Origin of the sequence: Mycobacterium asiaticum, assembly GCF_001668675.1 — a bacterium.
In the GTDB taxonomy this organism is placed as follows: domain Bacteria; phylum Actinomycetota; class Actinomycetes; order Mycobacteriales; family Mycobacteriaceae; genus Mycobacterium; species Mycobacterium asiaticum_D.
On sequence record NZ_LZKQ01000285.1, the window covers coordinates 1 to 22359 of the forward strand.

At 66.7% G+C, this 22359-nt stretch carries 25 protein-coding genes and 1 pseudogene; 9 read left to right on the top strand and 17 right to left on the bottom strand.

The genetic code is table 11. The features are described from left to right. Positions 1 to 736, top strand: a 736-nt coding sequence (locus A9X01_RS23765; protein ID WP_065123075.1) for an alpha/beta hydrolase, incomplete at its 5' end; no start/stop codon positions are given. Positions 737 to 824: 88 nt separating this feature from the next. Continuing rightward, positions 825 to 1898, top strand: a complete 1074-nt coding sequence (locus A9X01_RS23770; protein ID WP_065123076.1) for a hypothetical protein — start codon at positions 825 to 827, stop codon at positions 1896 to 1898. A gap of 111 nt (positions 1899 to 2009) precedes the next feature. Here A9X01_RS23770 and A9X01_RS23775 read toward each other — a convergent pair whose 3' ends face one another. Genes A9X01_RS23775 through A9X01_RS23785 form a run of 3 tightly spaced genes read right to left on the bottom strand, consistent with a single transcriptional unit; the run spans position 2010 to position 4208 of the window. Continuing rightward, the gene (locus tag A9X01_RS23775; RefSeq protein ID WP_065123077.1) at positions 2010 to 2813 is read right to left on the bottom strand and encodes an SDR family NAD(P)-dependent oxidoreductase; all 804 of its coding nucleotides are present in this window, start codon (positions 2811 to 2813) and stop codon (positions 2010 to 2012) included. After that, a complete protein-coding gene (locus A9X01_RS23780; RefSeq protein ID WP_065123096.1) occupies positions 2800 to 3039 on the bottom strand; it encodes a ferredoxin in 240 nt (79 codons plus the stop codon). Before A9X01_RS23780 ends, A9X01_RS23775 begins: the two co-directional genes overlap by 14 nt. A 35-nt stretch (positions 3040 to 3074) precedes the next feature. Continuing rightward, on the bottom strand, positions 3075 to 4208 hold the full coding sequence (locus A9X01_RS23785; RefSeq protein ID WP_065123078.1) for a 3-ketosteroid-9-alpha-monooxygenase, oxygenase component: 1134 nt from the start codon (positions 4206 to 4208) through the stop codon (positions 3075 to 3077). A 101-nt stretch (positions 4209 to 4309) separates the two neighbouring features. Between A9X01_RS23785 and A9X01_RS23790 the strand changes: the two genes are divergently transcribed. Continuing rightward, positions 4310 to 6019, top strand: coding sequence for a 3-ketosteroid-delta-1-dehydrogenase (locus tag A9X01_RS23790; RefSeq protein WP_081282589.1), 1710 nt, complete (start codon positions 4310 to 4312; stop codon positions 6017 to 6019). On the opposite strand, the gene A9X01_RS23795 is transcribed toward A9X01_RS23790, so the two are convergent. After that, positions 6016 to 6627, bottom strand: coding sequence for a PadR family transcriptional regulator (locus tag A9X01_RS23795; protein ID WP_081282590.1), 612 nt, complete (start codon positions 6625 to 6627; stop codon positions 6016 to 6018). The two genes, A9X01_RS23790 and A9X01_RS23795, sit on opposite strands and share 4 nt — an antisense overlap. A gap of 158 nt (positions 6628 to 6785) precedes the next feature. Between A9X01_RS23795 and A9X01_RS23800 the strand changes: the two genes are divergently transcribed. Both A9X01_RS23800 and A9X01_RS23805 read left to right on the top strand, forming a co-directional pair. Continuing rightward, positions 6786 to 7385, top strand: a complete 600-nt coding sequence (locus A9X01_RS23800) for a PaaI family thioesterase (protein WP_065123080.1) — start codon at positions 6786 to 6788, stop codon at positions 7383 to 7385. A gap of 24 nt (positions 7386 to 7409) precedes the next feature. Further along, complete coding sequence (locus A9X01_RS23805) at positions 7410 to 7760, top strand: hypothetical protein (RefSeq protein ID WP_253849354.1); 351 nt, start codon at positions 7410 to 7412, stop codon at positions 7758 to 7760. Here A9X01_RS23805 and A9X01_RS23810 read toward each other — a convergent pair. Next, positions 7757 to 8524: an SDR family oxidoreductase gene (locus A9X01_RS23810; protein ID WP_172832596.1), complete on the bottom strand. Its 768-nt coding sequence runs from the start codon at positions 8522 to 8524 to the stop codon at positions 7757 to 7759. The two genes, A9X01_RS23805 and A9X01_RS23810, sit on opposite strands and share 4 nt — an antisense overlap. Before the next feature lie 141 nt (positions 8525 to 8665). After that, on the bottom strand, positions 8666 to 9226 hold the full coding sequence (locus A9X01_RS23815; RefSeq protein WP_065123082.1) for a hemerythrin domain-containing protein: 561 nt from the start codon (positions 9224 to 9226) through the stop codon (positions 8666 to 8668). Between the two features lie 165 nt (positions 9227 to 9391). On the opposite strand from A9X01_RS23815, the gene A9X01_RS23820 reads away from it, so the two are divergent. Continuing rightward, positions 9392 to 9703, top strand: a complete 312-nt coding sequence (locus A9X01_RS23820; RefSeq protein ID WP_065123083.1) for an ABC transporter permease family protein — start codon at positions 9392 to 9394, stop codon at positions 9701 to 9703. 1 nt (position 9704) lies between these two features. On the opposite strand, the gene A9X01_RS23825 is transcribed toward A9X01_RS23820, so the two are convergent. After that, positions 9705 to 10484 (bottom strand): MBL fold metallo-hydrolase, encoded by a 780-nt coding sequence (locus A9X01_RS23825; protein WP_065123084.1) that lies wholly within the window; start codon positions 10482 to 10484, stop codon positions 9705 to 9707. A 19-nt stretch (positions 10485 to 10503) separates the two neighbouring features. Then, positions 10504 to 11028 (bottom strand): VOC family protein, encoded by a 525-nt coding sequence (locus A9X01_RS23830; RefSeq protein ID WP_065123085.1) that lies wholly within the window; start codon positions 11026 to 11028, stop codon positions 10504 to 10506. Positions 11029 to 11121: 93 nt separating this feature from the next. Here A9X01_RS23830 and A9X01_RS23835 point away from each other — a divergent pair, with 93 nt between their 5' ends. Next, positions 11122 to 12090: an aldo/keto reductase gene (locus A9X01_RS23835; RefSeq protein ID WP_065123086.1), complete on the top strand. Its 969-nt coding sequence runs from the start codon at positions 11122 to 11124 to the stop codon at positions 12088 to 12090. Here A9X01_RS23835 and A9X01_RS23840 read toward each other — a convergent pair whose 3' ends face one another. From A9X01_RS23840 to A9X01_RS23850, 3 genes are all read right to left on the bottom strand, one after another. Beyond that, positions 12091 to 12306: a hypothetical protein gene (locus tag A9X01_RS23840; RefSeq protein WP_065123087.1), complete on the bottom strand. Its 216-nt coding sequence runs from the start codon at positions 12304 to 12306 to the stop codon at positions 12091 to 12093. 50 nt (positions 12307 to 12356) lie between these two features. Continuing rightward, on the bottom strand, positions 12357 to 14282 hold the full coding sequence (gene htpG / locus A9X01_RS23845; RefSeq protein WP_065123088.1) for a molecular chaperone HtpG: 1926 nt from the start codon (positions 14280 to 14282) through the stop codon (positions 12357 to 12359). Between the two features lie 75 nt (positions 14283 to 14357). Further along, positions 14358 to 15641 carry a glycosyltransferase gene (locus tag A9X01_RS23850; RefSeq protein ID WP_065123089.1) on the bottom strand — a complete coding sequence of 428 codons (1284 nt, stop codon included), beginning with the start codon at positions 15639 to 15641 and terminating at the stop codon, positions 14358 to 14360. Between the two features lie 51 nt (positions 15642 to 15692). Between A9X01_RS23850 and A9X01_RS23855 the strand changes: the two genes are divergently transcribed. Beyond that, entirely contained in the window at positions 15693 to 16361 is a 669-nt protein-coding gene (locus A9X01_RS23855; protein ID WP_216638938.1) for a TetR/AcrR family transcriptional regulator, read from the top strand. A gap of 197 nt (positions 16362 to 16558) precedes the next feature. Next, the gene (locus A9X01_RS23860) at positions 16559 to 18835 is read left to right on the top strand and encodes a SpoIIE family protein phosphatase (protein ID WP_253849356.1); all 2277 of its coding nucleotides are present in this window, start codon (positions 16559 to 16561) and stop codon (positions 18833 to 18835) included. An 8-nt stretch (positions 18836 to 18843) separates the two neighbouring features. On the opposite strand, the gene A9X01_RS23865 is transcribed toward A9X01_RS23860, so the two are convergent. From A9X01_RS23865 to A9X01_RS30705, 6 genes and pseudogenes are all read right to left on the bottom strand, one after another. Continuing rightward, positions 18844 to 19296: an anti-sigma factor antagonist gene (locus A9X01_RS23865; RefSeq protein ID WP_065123091.1), complete on the bottom strand. Its 453-nt coding sequence runs from the start codon at positions 19294 to 19296 to the stop codon at positions 18844 to 18846. 109 nt (positions 19297 to 19405) lie between these two features. Further along, positions 19406 to 19882 (bottom strand): ATP-binding protein, encoded by a 477-nt coding sequence (locus A9X01_RS23870; RefSeq protein WP_253849358.1) that lies wholly within the window; start codon positions 19880 to 19882, stop codon positions 19406 to 19408. Positions 19883 to 20006: 124 nt separating this feature from the next. Further along, complete coding sequence (locus A9X01_RS23875; protein ID WP_065123092.1) at positions 20007 to 20630, bottom strand: class I SAM-dependent methyltransferase; 624 nt, start codon at positions 20628 to 20630, stop codon at positions 20007 to 20009. After that, on the bottom strand, positions 20627 to 21559 hold the full coding sequence (locus A9X01_RS23880; protein ID WP_065123093.1) for an SAM-dependent methyltransferase: 933 nt from the start codon (positions 21557 to 21559) through the stop codon (positions 20627 to 20629). The genes A9X01_RS23875 and A9X01_RS23880 overlap by 4 nt, the downstream gene beginning before the upstream one ends. Positions 21560 to 21657: 98 nt before the next feature. Continuing rightward, entirely contained in the window at positions 21658 to 21930 is a 273-nt protein-coding gene (locus tag A9X01_RS30935) for a hypothetical protein (protein ID WP_155772244.1), read from the bottom strand. 85 nt (positions 21931 to 22015) lie between these two features. Then, positions 22016 to 22359: pseudogene (locus A9X01_RS30705) on the bottom strand (hypothetical protein); the annotation flags it as partial.

The following is a 22359-nucleotide window of genomic DNA, read 5'->3' on the forward strand; positions in this document are numbered from 1 at the left end:
CTACCGCCCCACCGACGCTGCCGGCCAGCCGGTGCTGGTGTATTTCCACGGCGGCGGCATGGTGATGGGCACCAACCACTCGTTCGAACCGCTGGCCCGGGCGCTGGCGTCGGCGTCCGGTGCGGTCGTCGTCGCCGTCGAATACCGGTTGGCGCCCGAATCGCCGCCGCCCGCCCAGTTCGACGACGCGTATGCGGCGACCGAGTGGGTTGCCTCGCACGCCAAGGAACTGGGTGTGGACGCCGGGCGACTCGCGGTGGTCGGGGACAGCACGGGCGGGTCACTGGCGGCCGGAGTGGCGCTGGCCGCCCGCGACCGTACCGGGCCGGCGATCTGCGCGCAGGTCCTGCTGTACCCCGGCCTGGACCGCGACATGAGCGCGCCGTCGATCACTCTGCTCGCCAACGCGCCAATGCTGTCCCGCGACGACATCGACTACCTGCACTCGCTGGCAGACATGGGTACCGACCCTTATCTCGTTCCGGCGTACGCGACCGACCTGAGTGGGCTGCCGCCGGCGATCGTGGTGACCGCGGAATGCGACCCGATCCGCGACTGGGGTGAACGCTATGCCGACCGGCTCCGCGACGCCGGCGTGCAGACCACGTGCACGCGTTACCCCGGGATGTATCACGGCTTCCTGATGCGGTCCGAGGCGACGGCCCGCGGCCGGCTGGCCATCGCAGAGACCGGCGCACTGCTGCGCGCAAAGTTCGAGAACCCCCTTCGCTTTTAGCGTCCCGGTCACCGGACAACCGGGCTCCGTGGCGTGCCAGTGCTGCGCAGAATCGCAGGGGAATCGCAGCGGCAGAAGGAGACAATTGATGCTCACCCAGGAGCGACGGTTGGAGCTGTCCGATGTCTTGCGGCCCGCCGCACCGCCCCGCGAGGTCGACAATGTCTACACCGACGACCAGCGTGAGCGGTTGCTCGATGTGGTGCGCACCGAGGGGCCGTGGCGGCTGATCATCTCGCAGCACTTCGCGTCGGCCGACGAACTCATCGCGACGATGAGCGGGTTGTTCCCGGAGGGCTACACCCCGTCGCTGGACCTCTTCCTCACGCCAACATTCCGGGGTTACCTCGCCAACTACGGTGCGGTGCTCTACCCGCAGCTGCACGACTGCTTCTACAACGCACGGTTTTTGGAGCTGGCCAAGAGCTATTGGAACGCCGAGTACGCCAAACCCCAACTGATGCTGTTCAACATCAACGGGCCGTGCGCGAATCGCGATCCGGGACACCTGGATTCACCCAGTTTCCGCGGTGTGCGGCACGAGAACGCCCCGACATGGCTGACCAGCGTGATGGGCAAATCCGGCCTGTTCACCGACTATCTGATCAAGATGGCTCAGGTCATCACCTGGTTCTCGCTGGACGGCAGCAGCGGCTTCACCTATTGGCCGGACGGCCCGCTGAAAGCGCCCAAGCGGGTGCTGCCGCCGATCTACAACCGGGGCGTGGTGGTGCAGAACGAGATGATGGTGCACCGCGGCGAGGCGAACGGGCCGTTGGAGCAACAGATTCCGGCCGGCCTGGCCTTCGACACCGTATTCACCGGCGACCCGGGCGACCGCGACCACTGGCTGCTGAAGAATGGCGAGGATGTGATCGCTCGCCACCACACCGACGAACTGCGGTTCCTGGTGCATTGGTCGGCCGAGGTGTTCTCCGACTTCGACGAACTGAAGAAGAACATGGAAGGCTCCGACGACCTGACCATCGAGAAAGCCATCGACATCATGGTCGACGACGCCGGCGCCCGGGGCATCAAGCTGGACATTCCCAGCGAGCCACTGCATGACGCGGCGTTCATCAGTGCGCTGAATGCGGCGTTCGACCTCGGCGGGCCGGCGGTCTACCCCGAGGAAGCGCCCATCAGCGCCTTCCAGCTGTAGCGCGCAGTATCCCCGCGAGCAGACGCAGAATCGCACTCAAACAGCGCTCCTCGTGCGATTCTGCGTCTGCTCGCGAATAGAGGCGACCAACCTACACACTGCTCGCGAAAGCTACCGGACCACCACACCGCTCGGGTCGCGCGGCACGCCGAGGTGCCGGTGCGACGGCGGCCGGCGGCCGCCGTCCTCGGTGATGCCATAACGTTCCGCCAACTCCGCGCCGATGAACGTCCGCCCGCTCAGCTCGGTCAGCTCGGGGTCCCGGTACAGCGCATCGATCAAATGCCCGGTGAACTCCGGTGTTTCGGCGTGCTCAGCGGTCGCGGCCAACGCCTCCGGATTCCCATCGAAGGCACCGCGCAATCGTTCGGTGAGCAGAATGCCCATCCAGATCGACACCGCCGCAACGCCCGTCCCACGGAAATCGACCGCCATGTCGGCGGCCATCTTGTCGACGCCGGCCTTTTGGGCCCCATAGGCAGGCCCATGCATGTAGCACACCGATCCCGGCGACGAGGTGAAGGCAATGAGGCCCCGACCGCGTGACACCAGCAGCGGCGCGGCATGCCAGGACGCCACGTAAGACGACCGCAGCCCGACATCCAACACGTCCGCCAACCCAAGCGACTTCTCCCAGAACGGTTTCGGGCTGACCAGTTCGCCGGAGATGACGGCGGCGTTGTTCACCAGCAGATCCAGGCCACCGTCGGCACGCACCCGGTCGAAGAATGCGGACACCGCGTCGTCATCGCTGTGATCGAGTCGAACCGCGACCCCACCCGGTGGGGCGTCAGTGATGGTGCGCCCGGTGCCATACACCCGCCATCCGGAAGCCGCAAGCGCCCAGGCGATACCGCGGCCGGCACCGCGGCTGGCGCCGGTCACCACCGCAACCGGAGCGTCAGAGTCCGTCAACGATCGCCAAATCCCCTGCCGCAATGGCGGCTTCGATCGACTCCCGCAGGGCCGAGCAGGCCAGGAACGGCCGCCGGTGGTGCCCGGCGATCCGGTCGGCGTCGCGACGCTCGGCACACTGCGCGGACGCCGCGGCGTTCCACTGCACGCTGGTCTGATTCCAGCTGCTCTTGCGCACCAGCACCGCGGCCCCACACGTGCCGCACGACACCGGCGCCATCGGCATGTCGTCGAGCCGGTTGTCGGTCCGCACCGAGAGCGTCACGACACCGAACCCGCCTTGGCGGCCATGTTCGCCTCGATCTGTTTCATCCACGCCTCGTACGGCCGGGTGGTGTCCAGCTCGAACTCGAAGCGATCCACCATGTCTGGCTGTACGTCGGCGGCGTCGACATAGAACTGCTGATACCAGCGCCGCAGCTGGTACACCGGGCCGTCCTCCTCGACGAGCAACGGGTTGTCGATCCGCGCCTTGTGACGCCAGATCTCGACGTCCTGCTCGAAACCCATCTTCACGTAGTCGCCGAGGCTGATCGCGGTCTGCATGGCCTCTTCCTCGGGCAGCGTCTCGGACTTCTTGACGATGATGCCGTATTGCAGCACAAAGGAATTGGCGTCGATCGGATAGTGGCAGTTGATCAGGACCGTCTGCTGGTCACCGTCTTCGTAGTGGTAGGTCAGATCGTCGATCATGAACGACGGGCCGAAGTATGAGGCCACCGAGGTGGTGCCGAGCATCTTCGAGCCCTCGCCACCCATATCCGGGCGCCCCTCGCCGTTCATGTACTGGGTAGCCACATGCCCTTCGAAGATGTTCTTGAAGTAGGTGGGCAGCGAGCCGTGGATGTAGAAGAAGTGCGCCATATCCACGACGTTGTCGATGATTTCGCGGCAGTTGCTGCCGACGACGGTGGTGTACCAGTGCCAGTCGGTCCACTCGTCGCTGCTGGCGCCCTCGATGCGCGGGATGGAAGCGTCCGGCGACGGCGGGTTGCCTTCGGGGTCGTTCCACACGAACAACATCCCGTCCTGCTCCATCGTGGTCCAGGTTTTCGTGCGGGCCGTGCGCGGCGTGCGCCGCGCATAGGGCACCTGCTTGCAGCGGCCGTCGCCGCCCCACCGCCAGTCGTGGAACGGACACGCGATCTCGTCGCCCTTCACCTCGCCCTGCGAGAGGTCACCGCCCATGTGCCGGCAGTAGCTGTCCAACACGTTGATCCTGCCGTCCCCGCTGCGGAAGACGACGAGCTTCTGGCCGAACGCGTTGATCGCGTGCGGCTTGCCGTCGCCGAAATCTCGGACCAGGCCCAGGCAGTGCCAGCCCCGGGCGAACCGGGTGGGCGCGGGCTGGGCTTCAATCAGCCGAATCTCGTCGGCCTCGGGCTGCGACGTCATAGCCATCATTCAACGCTTCCCAACCCGGCTTGGCGATCACTTGTTCCACTGATCAGGAAGCATCTTCCGCGCCCAAACCAGACCGGCCTAGCGTGAGAACCGTGACTGCACCCAGCGCGACGATCCCGTCCGGACTCGCCATCGCCGACACCTCGGTGGATTTGCTGGTGGTCGGCTCGGGCACCGGCATGGCCGCCGCGCTGACTGCCTATGAGCTGGGGCTTTCGGTGCTGATCGTGGAGAAGTCGTCGTACGTGGGAGGGTCGACTGCCCGCTCGGGCGGCGCCCTCTGGTTGCCGGCCGGGCCCGTCCTCCAGGAAGCCGGCGCGGGCGACACCGCCGCCAAGGCCACCAGCTACCTCGAGGCGGTGGTCGCCGGATCGGCCCCCGCACAGCGGTCCACCGGGTTTGTTCAACACGTGCCCGCGATGGTCGACATGCTGCGCCGCACCACCCCGCTGCGGCTGTTCTGGGCCCGCGACTACTCCGACTACCACCCCGAAGAACCGGGCGGCAGCGCGGCGGGCCGCACCTGCGAGTGCCATCCGTTCGACACCGCGATCCTGGGCCAGTACCGCACCCGCCTGCGGCCCGGGGTCATGGAGGCCGCAGTTACGATCCCGACAACGGGCGCCGACTACCGGTGGATGAATCTGGTTGCGCGCGTGCCGCGTAAGGGCATCCCGACATTCGGCAAGCGGATCGCCCAGGGCATGGGCGGGTTGCTGATCGGGCGGCGCTACGCCGCGGGCGGCCAGGGCCTGGCGGCCGGCATGTTCGCCGGGGTGATCAACGCCGGCATCCCGGTGTGGACCGGCACCACTCTTTCGCGCCTGCTGGACGACGGTGACCGGGTGACCGGCGCGGTGCTCAGCCACGGCGGCCGGGAGGTGACCGTCACAGCCCGGCGCGGCGTGGTGCTGGCCACCGGAGGCTTCGACCACAGCATGGACATGCGGTGGAAGTTTCAGTCGGAGTCACTGAAGCCGAATCACAGCCTCGGCGCCGACACCAATACCGGCGACGGAATCCGGGTGGCCCAGGAAATCGGTGCCGGCATCGACCTGATGGACCAGGCGTGGTGGTTCCCCGCGATCGCGCCGCTGCCCGGCAAAGCGCCGACGGTGATGCTGGCCGAACGGTCGCTACCGGGTTGTGTGATCGTGAACCAGCACGGTCGCCGGTTCACCAACGAGGCGTCGGACTACATGTCGTTCGGCCAGCGGTTACTCGAACTGGAGCGGTCCGGCAGTCCCGCCGAGTCGATGTGGATCGTCTTCGACCGGCAATACCGGAACAGTTATGTCTTTGGCGCCGAACTCTTCCCGCGGATGAAGGTGCCGCAAACATGGTTCGACGCGGGGATCGCCGCGCGTGCCGACACGCTGGCCGATCTCGCGGCGCAGATCGGCATTCCCACAACCGAATTCACCGAAACGATGCGCCGATTCAACGAAAACGCCGCCGCAGGCACAGATCCCGAGTTCCACCGCGGCGAGAGCGCCTACGACCGTTACTACGGCGACCCGACCATCAAACCCAACCCCAACCTGCGCCCGCTGACCAACGGACCGTTCTACGCGGTGAGAATGGTGTTGAGCGATTTGGGCACCTGCGGTGGACTCAAGGCCGACGAACGCGCGCGGGTGCTGCGCGAGGACGGCAGCGCGATCCCCGGGTTGTATGCCATCGGCAACACCGCCGCCAACGCGTTCGGCACTTCGTATCCGGGTGCGGGCGCCACGATCGCGCAGGGCCTGGTGTATGGCTACATCGCGGCGCGCGACGCCGCCAGAGACGCTGCGGGTTAATCGGCAGCGCGCTTGGCCTGGACCTGCTTCTCGACTTCGCGCCAATAGCCCGGGGTGGGCCGCGGTTTGCCGAATCCGCCTTTGGCGGCGTTCTCTATGATGGCCCCGGCCTCATCGATGTCCTTCATCAACTCCAGCGCGAATTCACGCTCGGCCGCGTAGTACTTGGCCGCCCAGCGCAGGGCCATCACCGAATACGCCCACGCGGGCTGGACCTCGGCGCCCTCGGCGTCCTCGACCGCCTTGCGGTACCGGGCTTCGGCGTAGGACACGTGTTCGGCCAGCAGCTCCTTGAGCCGGGTCGGGTTGCTCAGGTGGCCGAACGTAACCCGAAGCAGCATGCTGTGTTTGAGTACCGGCGGGTCCAGCGGCGCGTTGTTGGTCCAGTCGGTGATGGCGGCCATGCCCTCCGGGGTGATCTTGTAGAGGCGCCGGCTGCGGGTGCCCTCGTCGCGCTCGACGCGCGATGTCACCAACCCGAGGCTCTCCAGCTTCTTCAGCTCGGTGTAGATCTGGCTGTAGGACGGGCTCCAGTAGTAGAGGTCGACGCTCCAATCGATCCACTTCTTCAGGTCGTAGCCCGAGATTTCTTCCTCGTAGGACATCATGCCCAGCAACGCCCAGCTGGTGGCGGCCAGCGCCGACTTCACCTTGTCGCTGGGTGCGCCGGGTTCGCTCACTTCGCCAGGTTAACAACCCCCACCGCCGAATCGCCCAGGCACGGACCGCTGACCGGGACAATCACGGCTGCTCTATCGTGACGGGCATGGTGGATTCGTTTGCGTCGATGACTGATTCGTTGCCCATCTACGAGACGCTGGCAGCGTCGGTGCGCCGCTTGATCGACGCGACGATCCGCACCGAGGTCGACCACGACGTCATCGCCGACGCCACCGCCAGAATCGACAGCGTCACCGCGCAACTGAGCGCCGAGCTCATGCCGGGCACGTTCGGCCAGCGGGAAATCGACGACGGTCAGGGCATCGCATCCGGCAATGTCGTTATCGGCGTTCGTAATCCGTCGGCGCCGCCGTTGGTGGTTCACCACGAGGACGACGGATCGGTGTGGACCGAGTTCAATTTGGGCGCCGCGTTCGAAGGGCCCGTCGGGCACGTGCACGGAGGCGTGTCGGCGCTGATCCTCGACCACGTGCTGGGCGCCACGGCGCATCAGCCGGGCAAGCCCGCCTATACCGGGACGTTGACCCTGCGCTACCACAAACCCACACCGTTGCGGCAGCCACTGCGCGCGGACGCGTGGGTGGACAGGATCGAGGGCGTCAAGACGTTCGCGGCGGGACAGATCAGCGGTGAAGCGGGCGTAATGGTGTCGGCGGAGGGTATTTTCATTCATCCGCGCAGCTGAGCCGGGAACCGGGAAGGAAACCCTATGTCGAAGATGTTTGCGCTCGTCCTGGCCGCGGGCTGCTTCGCGGCCGCCGGATGGCAGGCCGCGGCGGCCGCACCAGCCTGCTTCTCCTCCGACGGCTGGCAACCGACATCATCCGGTGCCGGCATCGAAGTGTGGTATTTTCATGAGCCACAACATATTTCGACCGCTGAGCAGGTCACCGCGGTGGTGATCAAGAAGGACGGCAGCACCGAAACGCTGGACAGCACCATCGAGGCGGGCCAACAGGTGCACCGCTTCGAGTTTCCGGCCATTCCGCAATCCGCGGTCGCCGACGTCTTTTTCGACACCCCCGGCGGTCGGTGCCTGGTGGCCGCCCCCGGCAGTTAGGGCCGCTGGCCGTTCCCCAGGACCGCGGCGGGCGCCGGTGCGCCCCGGGCGATCACCACCGGCATGGACGTCGAAGCGTTGGTGCGCAGGATCGTGTGCACGACCTCGACGAGATCCTCGACCGGCATCAGCTGGCCCGGCATGCAGCCGCGCGACACCCACAGCGGGTAGGCCTGCATGGCAAGTTCGCGATCCCACCCGGCGTTCATCCCCGTTTGGGCCTCGCCCTCTCCGCCGGCGCACTCGCCGACGACGAGATTCGTGAACCCGATCCCTGGGTGTTCGGCGCGCCACGCCTCGACCAGCCGCTCCAGCGCCGCCTTGCTGACGCCGTATGCGCCGAGGCCCGGCCACGGCGGACCGAACGTGCCCGCATCCGACGACAGGTACACCACCTTGCCCGCTGACGCCGACAGATGGCCGACGGCAGCCGCCGTCGCCAGCGACGCACCAATCACGTTGGTATCGAACACCCGCCGCCAGGTCCGCGCGTCCGTGTCCACCAGCCGCACCAGCGGACTGATGGCCGGGGCGTAGACGAGGTTGTCGATGCCGCCCAACGCCTCGGCCGCGGCGTCGATGCCGGCTCGCGCGGATGCCTCATCGGTCACATCGCATTCGATGGCGGTGGCCGCCGATCCGGCGTCGTGAGCGGCGGACTCGATGCGTTCCCGCCGCCGGGCGAGCAGCGCGACCTGATCGCCCCGCTGCGCCAAGCCGACACCAATACAGCGCCCCAGACCGCTCGAGGCTCCGATCACCACTGTTCTCGCCATATCGACCTCCGTAGCCGACTATGACACACCACCAGATGCGAGTGAGAACGGGGTTACCGGTTTGGCAGCATGACGTTGCGCTGGGCCGATGCGGCCGATGCCGCCGATGCCGCCGTGCGGCCGACGGGGCTAGCCCTTGCCGCGGATCGCGTCACGCGCCCGGTCCAGCATCGCCGCGAACGGCCCCGCGACGAGATTGGCCATCTGCGACTCGACGCCGGCGTGCGGCCGGGTCGGCGCGACCGCTTCGGCCAGCTTCGCCGCGCGCCCCATCTGATCGAGCTCGTCGTTGGTCAATTGCTGTGCCAGTTTGGTGAATTCGTCGCGCTCTTCGTGCTCGGCGTGCGCGAGCACGGCCTCCCGCAGCTCGGCGAGCTGATTGGTGAACACGGCGCTGTCGACGTCGATCTTCTCGAGTTCGCGCAACCGGATTTTGGCTTCGTGCTCCTCCTGCAGCCGCGGTTCGACCACGGATTTCCCGTCGGCGACCTTCCGCTTGACGCGGGGGTGCACGATTTCCTCTTCGACCGTTTCGTGCACGGCGAGCAGTCGCCGCAGTTCCACGAACGAATCTTCGCGCTGCTTGCCGGACGAAGACAGGGTCTTGTCGAACAGCGACTTGATCTGTTCGTGCTGGTTGACCAGGAAGTCGACCACATCGTTCGGCGACTGGATGGCGGTCTGAGCCATGAAGTTTCCTCCCGTTGGAAGTCGGATTGTGCGCTGGGCTGTTTTCGCGCCTCTGATCGGCTACCCCACGACCCCGCGACCAAACGTCACCCACCCGGGGTGGCCCGCGTCACCGTTTAGTGCCCGCGAGGCCGCGGGTAAACGGGCTCACGGCAAGGAGTAAATGTGACCAATCCAGAGATTGACCCGATCGACCACCATCGCACCACCCGGCAGCACGCCGGCGAGACGATGAAGAACGGCACCAACGCTCCTGGCATCGTTGGCGTCGCGCTCGGGGTAGCTGTCCTGATCATCGGCCTGGCCGCGCTGGCCAACGGCAGCGTCGCGGCCGGAACGGTCTGCGCCGTGGCCGGCCTCGTGATCGGCGGCGCCGGACTGGCGTGGTTACGCCGTGCGCACCGCCAGGTTCGAGACGCGGAACTGCGCTGGCACGACGCACATTCCGCCGAACCCGTGCCGCCACCTACCAGCTGACTCAGGCTGTCTCCCGAGCACGGGCCAGCAGGCTCGGATCGTGCGCGCAGACGATGAGCAGGTCCGGATCCCGCCGTTCATAGAGTTCGGCAAGCCGCGACTGGTTGTCGTGCAGCTGTTTGCGGTTGAACGAGAACATCTCCTCTTGCAGCCGCAGCAGGAAGGGCACCCGCGATCGCTCCAGGCTGCCATGGTGGTAGAAAGCATCCCCGCAATGCAGGATCCAATGGCCCCCGGCGTCGACCGCGACGGCGGCGTGACCGCGCGTATGTCCCGGCATCGGCACCAGCACTACCCCAGCACCGATCTCGGACAACGGCTTGGCCGCCGGGAATCCCCGCCACCCTTCACCGTCCGGACTGTGCTCGACCAGCTTCGGTTGATGAGCCCACTGCACACTGCGATACCGGACCCGCTCCCGCAGCGACGGAGCATGCACGGCGCCCCGCGCCTCCGCCGTGGTCACATGAACGAAAGCATCCGGGAAATCACCGATTCCGCCGATATGGTCGAAGTCGAAGTGCGTCACCACGATGTGGCGAACATCGGTGCGCCGGAAGCCCAGTGCCTCGATCTGGCGCGCCGCGGTCTCGGCCGGATCGAACGCAGGGCGCATCACATGCCGGAACGGCCCAACCCGCGAAGGGCTCTCGCAGTCACGTAGGCCAAATCCGGTGTCCACCAACACCAGTCCCTGATCGGACTCGACCAGCAGCACGTGACACACCATGGCGCTGCCCGGCACGTCCATGCTGCCGCAGTTGAGGTGGTGAACTTTCATCCGGCTGCCTCTCCGCCGATCACCCGAGCACCCGGACGGGTTCGGTGCCATCCCAGTTTGCGGCCACCTCGCGAATGTAGCCGAACAGTTGTCCTTTGGGGCCACTGATGTCGCTGATCTCGATGACGGTGCCCTGCTCGCGTTCGGTGTCGAGATACGCGAACCGCCCTCGCTCACCGCCGATGCAGCCCTCCTGGGCGACGGTGTATCCGGCCGCGATCGCACGGTCGTACAGTCCCTGATAGTCATCGCTCCAATAGGCGATGTGTTGAGCCCCTTCCCGGCCGGAGTCGAGAAAGTCTTTGTACATCGACGGCGCGTCGTTGCGCTGCTGGATCAGCTCGAGCTGCAGGTCACCCGAATTGGCAAGCGCGACGCTCATTTTCAGGTCTGAGTTAGTGCCCCGGTAGCGGAAGTAGTCGACGCTGACATCCCCGATGTAGAACCACGGGCCGACACCGTGACGCACCCACCGATCCATGGCGACGTCGATGTCGCGCACCACGTAGCCAATCTGGTTGATGCTGCCAAACATTCGGCTCATCGAGCACCTCCTTCCGTCCAGGGCGGCCACCGACAGTCATTGCACGCCCGCCTGGGCATGTCAAGGTCATCTGCTGTCGGTACGGTGGGGCTCATGAAATATGTGGACGTCGAAGGTGTCGGACAGGTCAGTCGCATCGGACTCGGCACCTGGCAGTTCGGCTCACGCGAATGGGGCTACGGGGACAGCTACGCCTCGGGCGCTGCCCGGGACATCGTGCAGCGCTCGCGCGCGTTGGGGGTCACACTGTTCGACACCGCCGAGGTGTACGGCCTGGGCAAAAGTGAGCGGATTCTCGGCGAGGCGCTCGGTGACGAGCGCGCCGAGGTGGCGGTGGCCAGCAAGATCTTTCCGGTCGCCCCGTTTCCGGCAGTAATCAAGCAGCGCGCGCGGGCCAGCGCCCGCCGACTGCAATTGGACCGCATCCCGCTGTATCAGATCCACCAGTCCAACCCGCTGGTCCCCGACTCGGTCATCATGCCGGGCATGCGCGACCTGCTCGACGCGGGCAAGATCGGCGCCGCCGGCGTCTCCAACTATTCGCTGTCGCGCTGGCAGCAGGCCGACGACGCGCTGGGGCGTCCGGTGATCAGCAATCAGGTGCAATTCTCGCTGGCCCAACCGCGGGTGCTCCAACACATGGTGCCCTGGGCGCAGCGCGAGAACCGCATCATCATCGCCTACAGCCCGCTCGCGCAGGGACTGCTCGGCGGTAAGTACGGCGTCGACAGCCGGCCCGGCGGGGTCCGCGCGGCCAATCCGCTGTTCGGCACCGAGAACCTGCGCCGCATCGAGCCGCTGCTGCAGACGCTGCGTGATGTGGCGGCCGAGGTCGACGCCAAGCCGGCGCAGGTCGCGCTGGCCTGGCTGATCAGCCTGCCGGGTGTGGTCGCCATTCCGGGCGCCTCCAGCGTCGAGCAGCTGGAGTTCAATGTGGCCGCCGCTGACATCGAGCTGAGCGCCGAGTCGCGCGACGCGCTCACCGCCGCGGCACGCGCGTTCAAGCCGGTCTCGACCGGCCGGTTCGTCACCGACCTGGTCAAGGAGAAGCTGGGACGTTGATCAGTGGGCGACCCGGCGTCGACTCAGCGGGGCCGTGAAGCCCCCGGTGTCGTCGAAACCGGCCCACTGACCGTCGTCGTCAACCTCCATCCGCCAGCCATGCTGGTAGCGCCCGGCGATCGTCTGAGCAAACCACCGGTGCGCGGCCTCGGCGTCGTCGAAGTCGCTGGTCGCCACCACATGACCGTGCGGATCTATGGCCCGGAACACAGTCATGCGATGAATGTAACCGTTTCGAGCCGAATTCAACCCGTCAACCTGGTTTTTTACAGCGTGCGCGCCAGCCGGTCGGCGAGCAGCTCGGCAAACCGGGCGGGATCCTCCAAAGCGCCGCCCTCGGCAAGCAGGGCCGTGCCGTAAAGCAATTCGGCCGTCTCGGCAACGGTGGCATCGTCCGGCCGATCCGCGTGCGCCTGGCGCAGCCCGGTCACCAACGGATGGTTCGGGTTCAGCTCCAGGGTCCGTTTGCCCACCGGCACATCCTGTCCGGAGGCCTGGTAGAGGCGCGCGAGGGCTGGGGTGATCCCGAACGCGTCGGTGATCAGGCAGGCCGGCGAGTCGGTCAGGCGGGTGGAGAGCCGCACCTCCTTGACCTGGTCGCTCAGGGCTTCCTTGAGCCAGCTCAGCAGGTCGGCGAATTCCTTCGCCTGCTCCTCGCGCTCGGCCGCCGAGGACTCTTCCTCGGAATCCAGGTCCACCTCGCCCTTGGCCACCGACTGCAGCGGCTTGCCGTCGAACTCGTTGACCACGCCCACCCAGATCTCGTCGACCGGGTCGGTGAGTAGCAGCACCTCGTAGCCCTTGGCCTTGAACGCTTCCAGGTGCGGCGACTTCAGCAGCTGCTGGCGCGACTCTCCGGTGGCGTAGAAGATCTGCGTCTGCCCGTCCTTCATCCGCTCGACGTACTGCGCCAGCGTGGTCGGCTCCTCTTCGCTGTGCGTGGAGGCAAATGACGAAACGGCCAGCAGCGTCTCTTGGTTGTCGAAATCCGACAGCAGGCCTTCCTTGAGCACCTTGCCGAACTGGGTCCAGAAGGTGCGGTAATCGTCGGGCCGCTGGGTCTGGATGTCCTTGATCGTGGACAGCACCTTCTTGGTCAACCGACGACGGATCGCGTTGATCTGCCGGTCCTTCTGCAAGATCTCGCGAGAAACGTTGAGCGACAAGTCTTGTGCGTCGACGACCCCCTTGACGAACCGAAGGTACACGGGCATCAGGTCTTCGCAGTCGCCCATGATGAACACGCGCTTGACGTAGAGCTGGACCCCGATCTTGGCGTCCTGGTTGAACAGGTCGAACGGCGCCTGGGAGGGGATGAACAACAGCGCCTGGTACTCGAAGGTGCCTTCGGCCTTCATCGCGATGACCTCGAGCGGGTCGTCCCAGGCGTGCGCGACGTGCTTGTAGAACTCCTTGTACTCCTCCTCCGACACCTCCTCCTTGGGCCGGGCCCACAGGGCCTTCATCGAGTTGAGGGTCTCGGTCTCGATGGTGACGGTCTCCTCGCCACCCTCTTCTTCCGGAGGCGTGCGGCGTTCGACCTCCATGCGGATCGGCCACGCGATGAAGTCCGAGTACTGCTTGACCAGGCTCTTGAGCTTCCACTCCGAGGTGTAGTCGTGCAGCTCGTCCTCGGCGTCCTCGGGCTTGAGGTGCAGTGTGACCGACGTGCCCTGGGGGGCGTTCTCGACGGTCTCGATGGTGTAGGTGCCCTCACCGCTGGATTCCCAGCGGGTGGCCTCGCTTTCGCCGGCCTTACGGGTTACCAACTCGACCTTGTCGGCGACCATGAACGAGGAGTAGAAGCCGATGCCGAACTGCCCGATCAGTTCCTCGGATGCGTCACCGCTTTTGGCTTCCCGGAGCTGTTGACGCAGTTCGGCCGTGCCCGACTTGGCCAGCGTGCCGATCAGGTCCACCACCTCGGCGCGGGTCATGCCGATGCCGTTGTCGCGGACGGTCAGGGTGCGTGATTGCTTGTCGACGTCGAGTTCGATGTGCAGATCGGAGGTGTCGACATCGAGGTCTTTGTTGCGCAACGCTTCCAGCCGCACCTTGTCCAGGGCGTCGGAGGCGTTCGAGATCAGCTCCCGCAGGAATGAGTCCTTGTTGGAGTAGACCGAATGGACCATCAAATTCAGCAGTTGCCGGGCCTCTGCCTGGAATTCCAGCTGCTCGACCTGCGCGTTCATGAGGTTCCTTCCCAGCTCTTAAGCTAACTACCCGCCCTGAATTTAGTCAGATGCGAATCGTTGGTGAGCCGGGGGTCACCGCGGCGAGGGTGCGCGCATCAGCTCGTCGACGACGTTCGCCAGGCAAGCGAACCCGGGTGCCGCGGCCATTTCGGCCGCGATGTGACGGCTTCGTTCCCGGTAGCGCGGCTCGTTGAGGACGGCGAGAATGTCGCGGCGCAATGCCCTCGGCGACGGCCGTTCGGTGCGCAGCCGACGCCCGACGCCCGACCACGCCACCCGCGCGCCAACCTCGGGCTTGTCCTCTTTGCCGCCGGTCGCCACGATCGGCACGCCGTATCGCAGCGCGTACTGCACTCCCCCGTAACCGCCGTTGGTCACGTAGACGTCCGTGCGCGGCAACAGCTCGTCGTACGGGAGAAACACTGCGGCACGGGCGTTTTCGGGCAACGGCGGCAACGTGTCCAGCGGACGCCCACCGGTGCTGACCACCACCAGCACGTCCTCTTCGGCCAGTGCCGCCAGCGTCGGCGCAATGGCTTGGCGGTAATCGAGATTGGCGACGGTGCCCTGGGTGACGTGCACTACCGGGCGGGAGCCGTCCAGGTCGGACCACCAGTCCGGTAGTGGCGCTTGGGACCCGGCGGCGCCGAGCGGTCCGGCGAAGTGCAGTGTGGCGGGTGCATCGGAGCGCGGGTATTCGAACGAAGGAACCGTGAACTGGACGATCGCGTCGGCATAGCCGCACCAGTCGATCAGCGAAAAGGGTAGCCGCCGGCCGTGCACCTGGCCATACAGCTCGTCCGCAGTTCTGTTGGGCTGAGCCAACATTCGTCGGCCGAGCACGGCCAGCGCCGCGTTGCGTTGCCGGTTCGCCCAGCGGGCGGGCGGGAATCCCATGCCATAAGGGGCCGTGTCCGCACTGGCGATCGGCAGCGGCACGACGCCGCACACGACAATCGGCGGCCGGGTAGGACACCGGTGGCCGAGCAGCAGCGCGCCGCCCATGGTGGCCGGTTCCAGCAGCACGCAGTCCGCGGGCGCGGCGGCGTGCGCTGCCCTGATGGTCTGGTACTGCGAGACCGTCGGGCGTACGAAGACGTGCTCGATGTCGAACGCGGCGGCATTGAGCCCCTTCAACTTTGCGCGATCGGGGAATTGATCGAGGAAAGTCTCATCGAGGTCGGCGTCGGGCGGCAGCGGAATGTGCACGGCACCCACCGCGCGCACCCGGTCGGCGAAGCGGGCACCGGTGATGAAACGCACGAAGTCGCCGCGTTCGACGAATTTCCGGGCGATCTCCACCATCGGCGAGACGTGACCGTGGGCGGGAAAGCTGCCGATGATGATCGATGCCATGTCACGCCCCCTGGCGTCATGCTTCACTACCTGATGGTAGTATTCATTACTGTGGCATCGGAGTCAATATCGAAAACGTCCACGCGGCCCGCCCGCGCGTATCGATCGGAGCTGCGCCAACGCCAGGCTCAGCAGACCCGGCAACGCATCCTCGCCGCTGCCGCCGAGCTGTTCGCCGAACAGGGCTACGCCCGCACCACGCTCGCCAAGATCGCCGCGTCCGCCGGCGTCTCGCCGGAAACCGTGCAGGGCCACGGGCCCAAGGGCGCGCTGTTGACCGCAGCAGTCGAGTACGCCGCATTCGGCGTCGCCGGCGAAGAGGACATTCGCAACCTCGAAGTGGGGCGCCTCTTCGCCGCCAGCAGTACCAGCGACGAGGCGCTGGGTCATCTGGTCGAGGCGCTGACGAAGGTCCACCTCGGGACGGCTCGAATTGCGCCGGCTCTGATTGGTGCGGCCAGCCACGATCCCGACGTTGATCGCTTTCTAAGTGAGTTGAATGCCAGCATCAACCGCCAAATTCGGCGAATCCTCGATGTTGCGCGCGAGCGCGGCTGGCTGCGCGAGGACCTGCCCTTCGACGAGCTCGTCGAAACCACCGCGGTGATCTGCAGCGTCGACAGCTATCTGCGTCTCACCCGGGACGGCTGGACCGCGGAACGCTATCGACCGTGGTGCCGGCGGATGATGGCGGAAAACATTTTCGCTAGCCATGAATAGGGCGATTCCGCGGCGCGGATCGTGCAGTGCCGCACGAGTGTGCGTAGATTGTCTACCGGGTTGAGCTTGCAGCCTTTAGTCGACACAAGGCGCGGAGTCAGTTCCGGGAACGTCCGGGAACCGGACACGTTTTCGAATCAGCCTCCGCCGACAACCGCGAGGTCCTGTGAGGTCCGGAAAATGTTGGTGCAGTGCGCGTGAGTCGGATCCCGACGCCGCCGCCGGAAGGTCAACCTGTTCCAGACCTGGTTCCGGTCGGCACACCCATCGATCTGGACAACTGCGCCCGCGAGCCGATTCACATCCCGGGCAGCATCCAGCCGCGCGGCGTGCTTGCAGTGGTGCACGAACCCGGGTTTGAGGTTCGTCACGTCAGCGCCAACGTCGAACGGCTGCTGGGTCGTCCCGTGGACGCCGTGGTGGGCCGGCACCTCTCGGCGCTGCTCGGTCAGGAGCAGGCCGCCCGGGTGGAGCAGACCGCCTCGGCGTTCGGGAACCTCGCGCAGCGCAATCCGGTCGAGTGTGTGATCGACGTGGCCGGCGAAGACAAGGCGTTCGACATCATCCTGCACCGCGACCCCGGTGGGGTACTGCTGGTCGAGATCGAGATCGCCTATGGCGAACGCCCGTTCTCCTTTCCAAACACCTACCAAGCCGTCCGCAGTTCGGTGGAGGACTTGAACGGCGCCGCCACCCTCACCGAGTTGTACGACATGGCCGCCCGCGCGGTGCGCGACCTGACCGGGTTCGACCGGGTCATGGTGTACCGATATGACGCGCACTACAACGGCGAAGTGGTCGCCGAATCCAAGCGCGCCGACCTCAACTCGTTCCTCGGCTTGCATTACCCGGCCAGCGACATCCCGGCCCAGGCCCGCGCGCTGTATGAGAAGAACTGGATTCGGCTGATCTCCGACGTTGACTACACGCCGGTGCCGATCGTGCCCACCATCGACCCGTCGAACGGCGCGCCGCTGGACCTCACCTTCGCCACGCTGCGCAGTGTCTCGCCGATCCACATCGAGTACCTGCAGAACATGGGTGTGCACGCGTCGATGTCGATCTCGTTGTTGCGGCACGGACGGTTGTGGGGGCTGATCGCCTGCCACCATTACGCCGGCCCGCACCTTCCGCCGTTCGGGACTCGCGCCGCGGCCGAGTTCCTCGGATCGACCCTGTCGTTGCGCCTGGTCGACCGGTTCGAGGGTGACCTGTTGCAGAAGCGACTGGCGGCGCAGGCGATGCTGGCCAAGCTCACCGCCGCCGCGGCGGACGACGGCCAACCGCTGGCCGCAACGCTGCTCGGGGCGCCGGACCTGATCGACTTGGTGCCCGCGGACGGTGTCGTTGTCGACATTCAGGGCGACCGCCGGACGCACGGGTCGGTGCCGCCGCCGGAAATCGTTTCCGCCGTCGCCGCGTGGGCACGGGGCGCGGGCGACGAGATCGCGAGCAGTGAATGCCTGTCCGACGAGCTGCCCGAGCTCGGCCTCGATTCGCAGCTCGCGGCCGGCGCGTTGGCGCTGAACCTGCCCGACGGGCAGTCGGCCATCTGGTTCCGGCGCGAGGTGCTGCGTTCGGTGGACTGGGGCGGCGACCCGCACAACAAGGCGATCGCGACCAACGAGGGTTCCGGAGTCCGGCTCAGTCCACGCAAGTCGTTCGACCGGTGGCGCGAGGTCGTCCACCAACGCAGCGAACCGTGGACGGTGACCGAGCGCGAGTCCGCCGAGGCGTTGCGCCGCTACCTGGTGGAGGCGCTGTACCGCCGGACGCGGGGGGCGCTGCGGGTGGCGGAGACGCTGCAGCGCAGTCTGCTGCCCGACTCGATTCCGGCGCTGGACAGCTGGCAGCTGTCCGCGCACTATGAGCCCGCGGCCGGCGACAACGTCGGCGGTGACTGGTACGACGCGTTCGAGTTGCGCGACGGCCGGCTGATCGTGCTGATCGGCGACATCGCCGGACACGGCGTCACCGCGGCCGGCACAATGGCGCAGCTGCGCAACGCCCTGCGGTCGCTGTTGTTCGCCGGCGCCGCGCCAGCCGAGGCGTTGCGGCAACTCAACGACTTCTGTCTGCACCTGATGCCCGGCGCGTTCGCCACCGTGATCGCGGCGCGGGTCGATCTGGATTCGGGAGAGGTCGAGGCCGCGTGTGCCGGGCACCTGATCCCCTACCTGACCACTTCGGGCGGCGGCTCGGTTCCGGCGCCGATCCAGTTGTCCCCGCCAATCGGTGTGCGTGGCGTGACGTACTCGGCCAGCGCGTTCACCCTCGAGCCCGGGCAGGGTTTGGTCTTGTACTCCGACGGCTTGGTGGAGCGGCGCGGTGAGTCGATCGACGATGGACTGGACCGGTTGGCCGAGACACTGAGCCGGACCGGCGATGCCACGGCGACCTGGATCTGGACGGCGATGGCGACCCATGACGACACCGAGGACGACATCACCATCGTCACCCTGCAGCGCCCATAGGCGCCGGATCAGCAGGCTTGATACTGGTGTGACGGGTCGACGAGCTGCATTCTTTGCGGTGTGCTGGGGTGCACGGACAGGATGTCATCGAGACCGCACGCGGTGACGATTCGGCTGACCGACGGGTCAATGCTGACCAGGCATAACTCGATGCCGCGTTCCCGGCACCGGTGGGCTTCCTCGGCCAGCGCCTCGTAGGCCGAGCAGGACATGAATTCCACGCTGTTGACATCCACGATGAACAGTTGAGGTGCGGTGACGAAAGCCGACGCCTCCGCCAGCAGTAGCCGCCAATTGCCGTCGTTGCACGCGTCGATATCGCCACCGACATAGACGATGACCGCCGAGTCGAAGCCCTGGACGGTGGCGCGCATCGTGCTGTTCTCGGCACCGAGTTCGGAGACCAGGCGCGCGCTCAATCGCAGGGGGGTAGCGAAGACTTCGGTGACGGCACGGCTCATGCTGCGCTCCTCAACCACTCGGGGGAAATCGACCCGCTGAAGGCTCACTTATGAACCTGCCGGGGTTTAGCCGCATTCATCGGGCTCGAAACGCGCGACTTTGCGGCGATCAACTTGCTTGGCTGAAGACGAAGTTGTTCGGCGGGCAGCCGAGAAACCGGAGGCACACGGTGGTGCCCCCCTCTCCGCCGTCGATGGTGCAGTCATCGGCGAGTGTGCGCATCAGCATGATGCCCCGGCCTCGGGCATTCGACGGCGAGGTGTCGGGCTCCACCCAGTGGCCGTGATCGATGACGCAGACCCGCAGCTCCGTAGTCACCGGGTAGTAATTGATCTTCAGTGTCAGATCGCCGGCGCGGTCGAGTGCGCGGTAGGCGTGGTCGGCGCAGTTCGACATCGCCTCGTCGGTAGCAAGCACGATGTCGGCGGCGCGTTCCTCGTCGAGTTCCAGATGCTGATCCAGCCAGTGGCCGAACTTGCGGCGGATCATGGCCACGGTGTGCGGGTCGGCCGTCCCGGTATGGGAGTCGCCGAACTCGTCGGCACTACCTATGCCGACCGGATCGCTTGACGTGGAACCACTCACGGGTTTTGGGCTACCCGAATGCTCGCGCCGATACACCTGATGTGACGGGTCCCCCACCTGCGCGGTTAAGCGGGAAGAAGTTACCTGGCCTTTTACCCGGCTCTGCGCGACAGATTCGGCGCGGCTAACCCTTCGTGCCCACCGTCAACAAGTCCGAGATGAGTTGCGTCCACACCGGCCGCGGGATGCGGTGCTGGTCGCTGACGGTGAACCCGGCGTCCTCGAACAGGGCCCGCACCTCCGCTGGTGACGGGTTGTGCTGCGGTTTCCACCTGCTCGGCACCTGGAACCGTTGCCGGGTGCTCAGGGTCGCGACGGCGACGAGCCCCCCGGGCGCGAGCACGCGGTGGAACTCGCGCAGCGCCGCCGGCTGATCGAAGAAATGAAAAGCCGAGGTCGTCACCACCGCGTCCAGCTGCCCGTCGGCAAACGGCAACTGCTCGGCCGGGCCGCGCCGCCAGCGCACCGTCTCGGACTTGGCGCGGGCCTGACCCAGCATGCCGTCGGACATGTCGACGCCGTAGATCTCGTCGGGCTGCAGTTCCCGTTCGATCCGGGTGCTGAGGACGCCCGTGCCGCAGGCGATGTCGGCGATCCGGCGGGACCCGTGGGCGCGCAGCTGGGCGATCACCTCGTCGTGCGGCGGCCGGTAGACCCACTGCTGCAGGAACGGCAGGTCGTAGGCCGGGGACAGCATGCTCCACATCGAGGTGACCGCGCCGTTGAGCACGCGACGGGGAGCGGTCACTTGGTCAGGACCGAGGTGTAGTAGATGGTGTCGGCCATCGTCACCGAGTCATGGGACTGCGGAACGGGTTCCAGTCCGTGTTCGTCCAGCAACTGGCCCATCTGCACTCCGCTGGTCTGCCAGCCGAGCTGCTGCAGATACTCGGCGACGTCCTTGCGCTCGCCCTCGAAACCGAGGCTCTCCCAGTCCAGCTCGAACCCGTGCTCGCGCCACTTGGCGGTGGCGCGGCGCATCATCTCGCGCGCCTGCTCGGTGTCGCGCTCCGGCCGGTTCGGGATCGCTTCGACCGCCAGCCGGCTGCCGTCGGCACTGAGCGCGGTGATGTTGTCCATCAGGCGATCCTGGGCCTCGGGCGGCAGGTACCCAAGCAGGCCCTCGGCGATCCAGGCGGTCGGCTTGCTGGTGTCCAGGCCGGCCTCGACGAGTGCGGCGGGCCAGTCTTGGCGTAGGTCGATGGCGACCGTGCGCAGCTCTGCCGTCGGCTCGGCGCCCAGACTCTGCAGTGTGGTGGTCTTGAACGCGATCACTTCGGGCTGGTCGATCTCGAACACGGTGGTGCCCGCGGGCCACGTCAACCGATAGGCGCGGGCGTCCAGTCCGGACGCCAGGATGACGGCCTGGCGGATCCCGGCGTTCGTCGCGTCGTGGAAGAAGGAGTCGAAGAACCGGGTGCGCGCGGCCATCGCGGCGGGCATGTGCTCGAGCTTCCAGGTTGACTCGTCGTCGTCGACGTCGGCGGCGGCGAGATCGCCGCTGACCCAGCGGGTGAAGAAGTCCACGCCGACGGCCCGGACCAGCGGTTCGGCGAACCGGTCGGTGATCACCGCGTTGTCGGCGTTGGTCGCGATTGCGCGGGCGGCGGCCACCATGGTCGCGGTGGCGCCAACGCTGGTCGCCAGATCCCAAGTGTCGTTGTCGGTGCGTGGCACGGCTGTTCTCCCAATGTCGGCCAGAGGATACTTAGCCAGTTTAACGCTTAGCTAGGTTAAGAACCGGGACGGTGTGAAGCGACTCACAGCGACCGGTTTCAGTGCCGGCCGGGACCGCCCGGGCCACCTGGGCCGCCGGGTCCACCGGGACCGCCCGGGCCACCTGGACCACCGGGTCCGCCCGGTCCCCCTGGGCCGCCGGGCCCATTCACGGCGGGAAGCACGAAGACGCACTGATTCAACTCGAAGCTCCACGCCCAGCCGGGCGCGCAGTCGTCGGCGCGACTGACGGCCGGCGCGGCCAGTGACGTCAATGCCGTCGATGCGAGAACGAACGCGCTGATCGCGCAACGCCGAAGAAAGCGGCCCATGCCCAACCTCCTGCTGTGATCTGCCGGTCAGCTCGATTGTGCGCTTTGCTGGACTCGGGCGGGGCAAATTCGGCGCCATTTCGCCTCAGCCGAACTGCAACCCCCGTTTACGCACCCAGAGCACCGCGAACGTCGTCCCGACGATCCACACGCCCACGGCCATGCCGAGATGCACGAAGCTCTTGGTGTCGCGGCCGAACACCGGCCCGATCGCCGCCGGGATCTGCGTCCAGAACACCTTGTGCTCGAAGCTGCCCATCGGGTCGGCCACGTAGTACACCGCATACGGCGCCGTGACCGCGGCCAGCCAGCCCGCGGTGCGGCGCAGGTTGTGGCGCGGGCGCCCGCGGGGGGGGCGGGGGGGGGGGGGGGGCCGGGGGGGGGCCCCGCGGGCGGGGGGGCCCCCGCCCCCCGCCCCGCCGGGGGCCG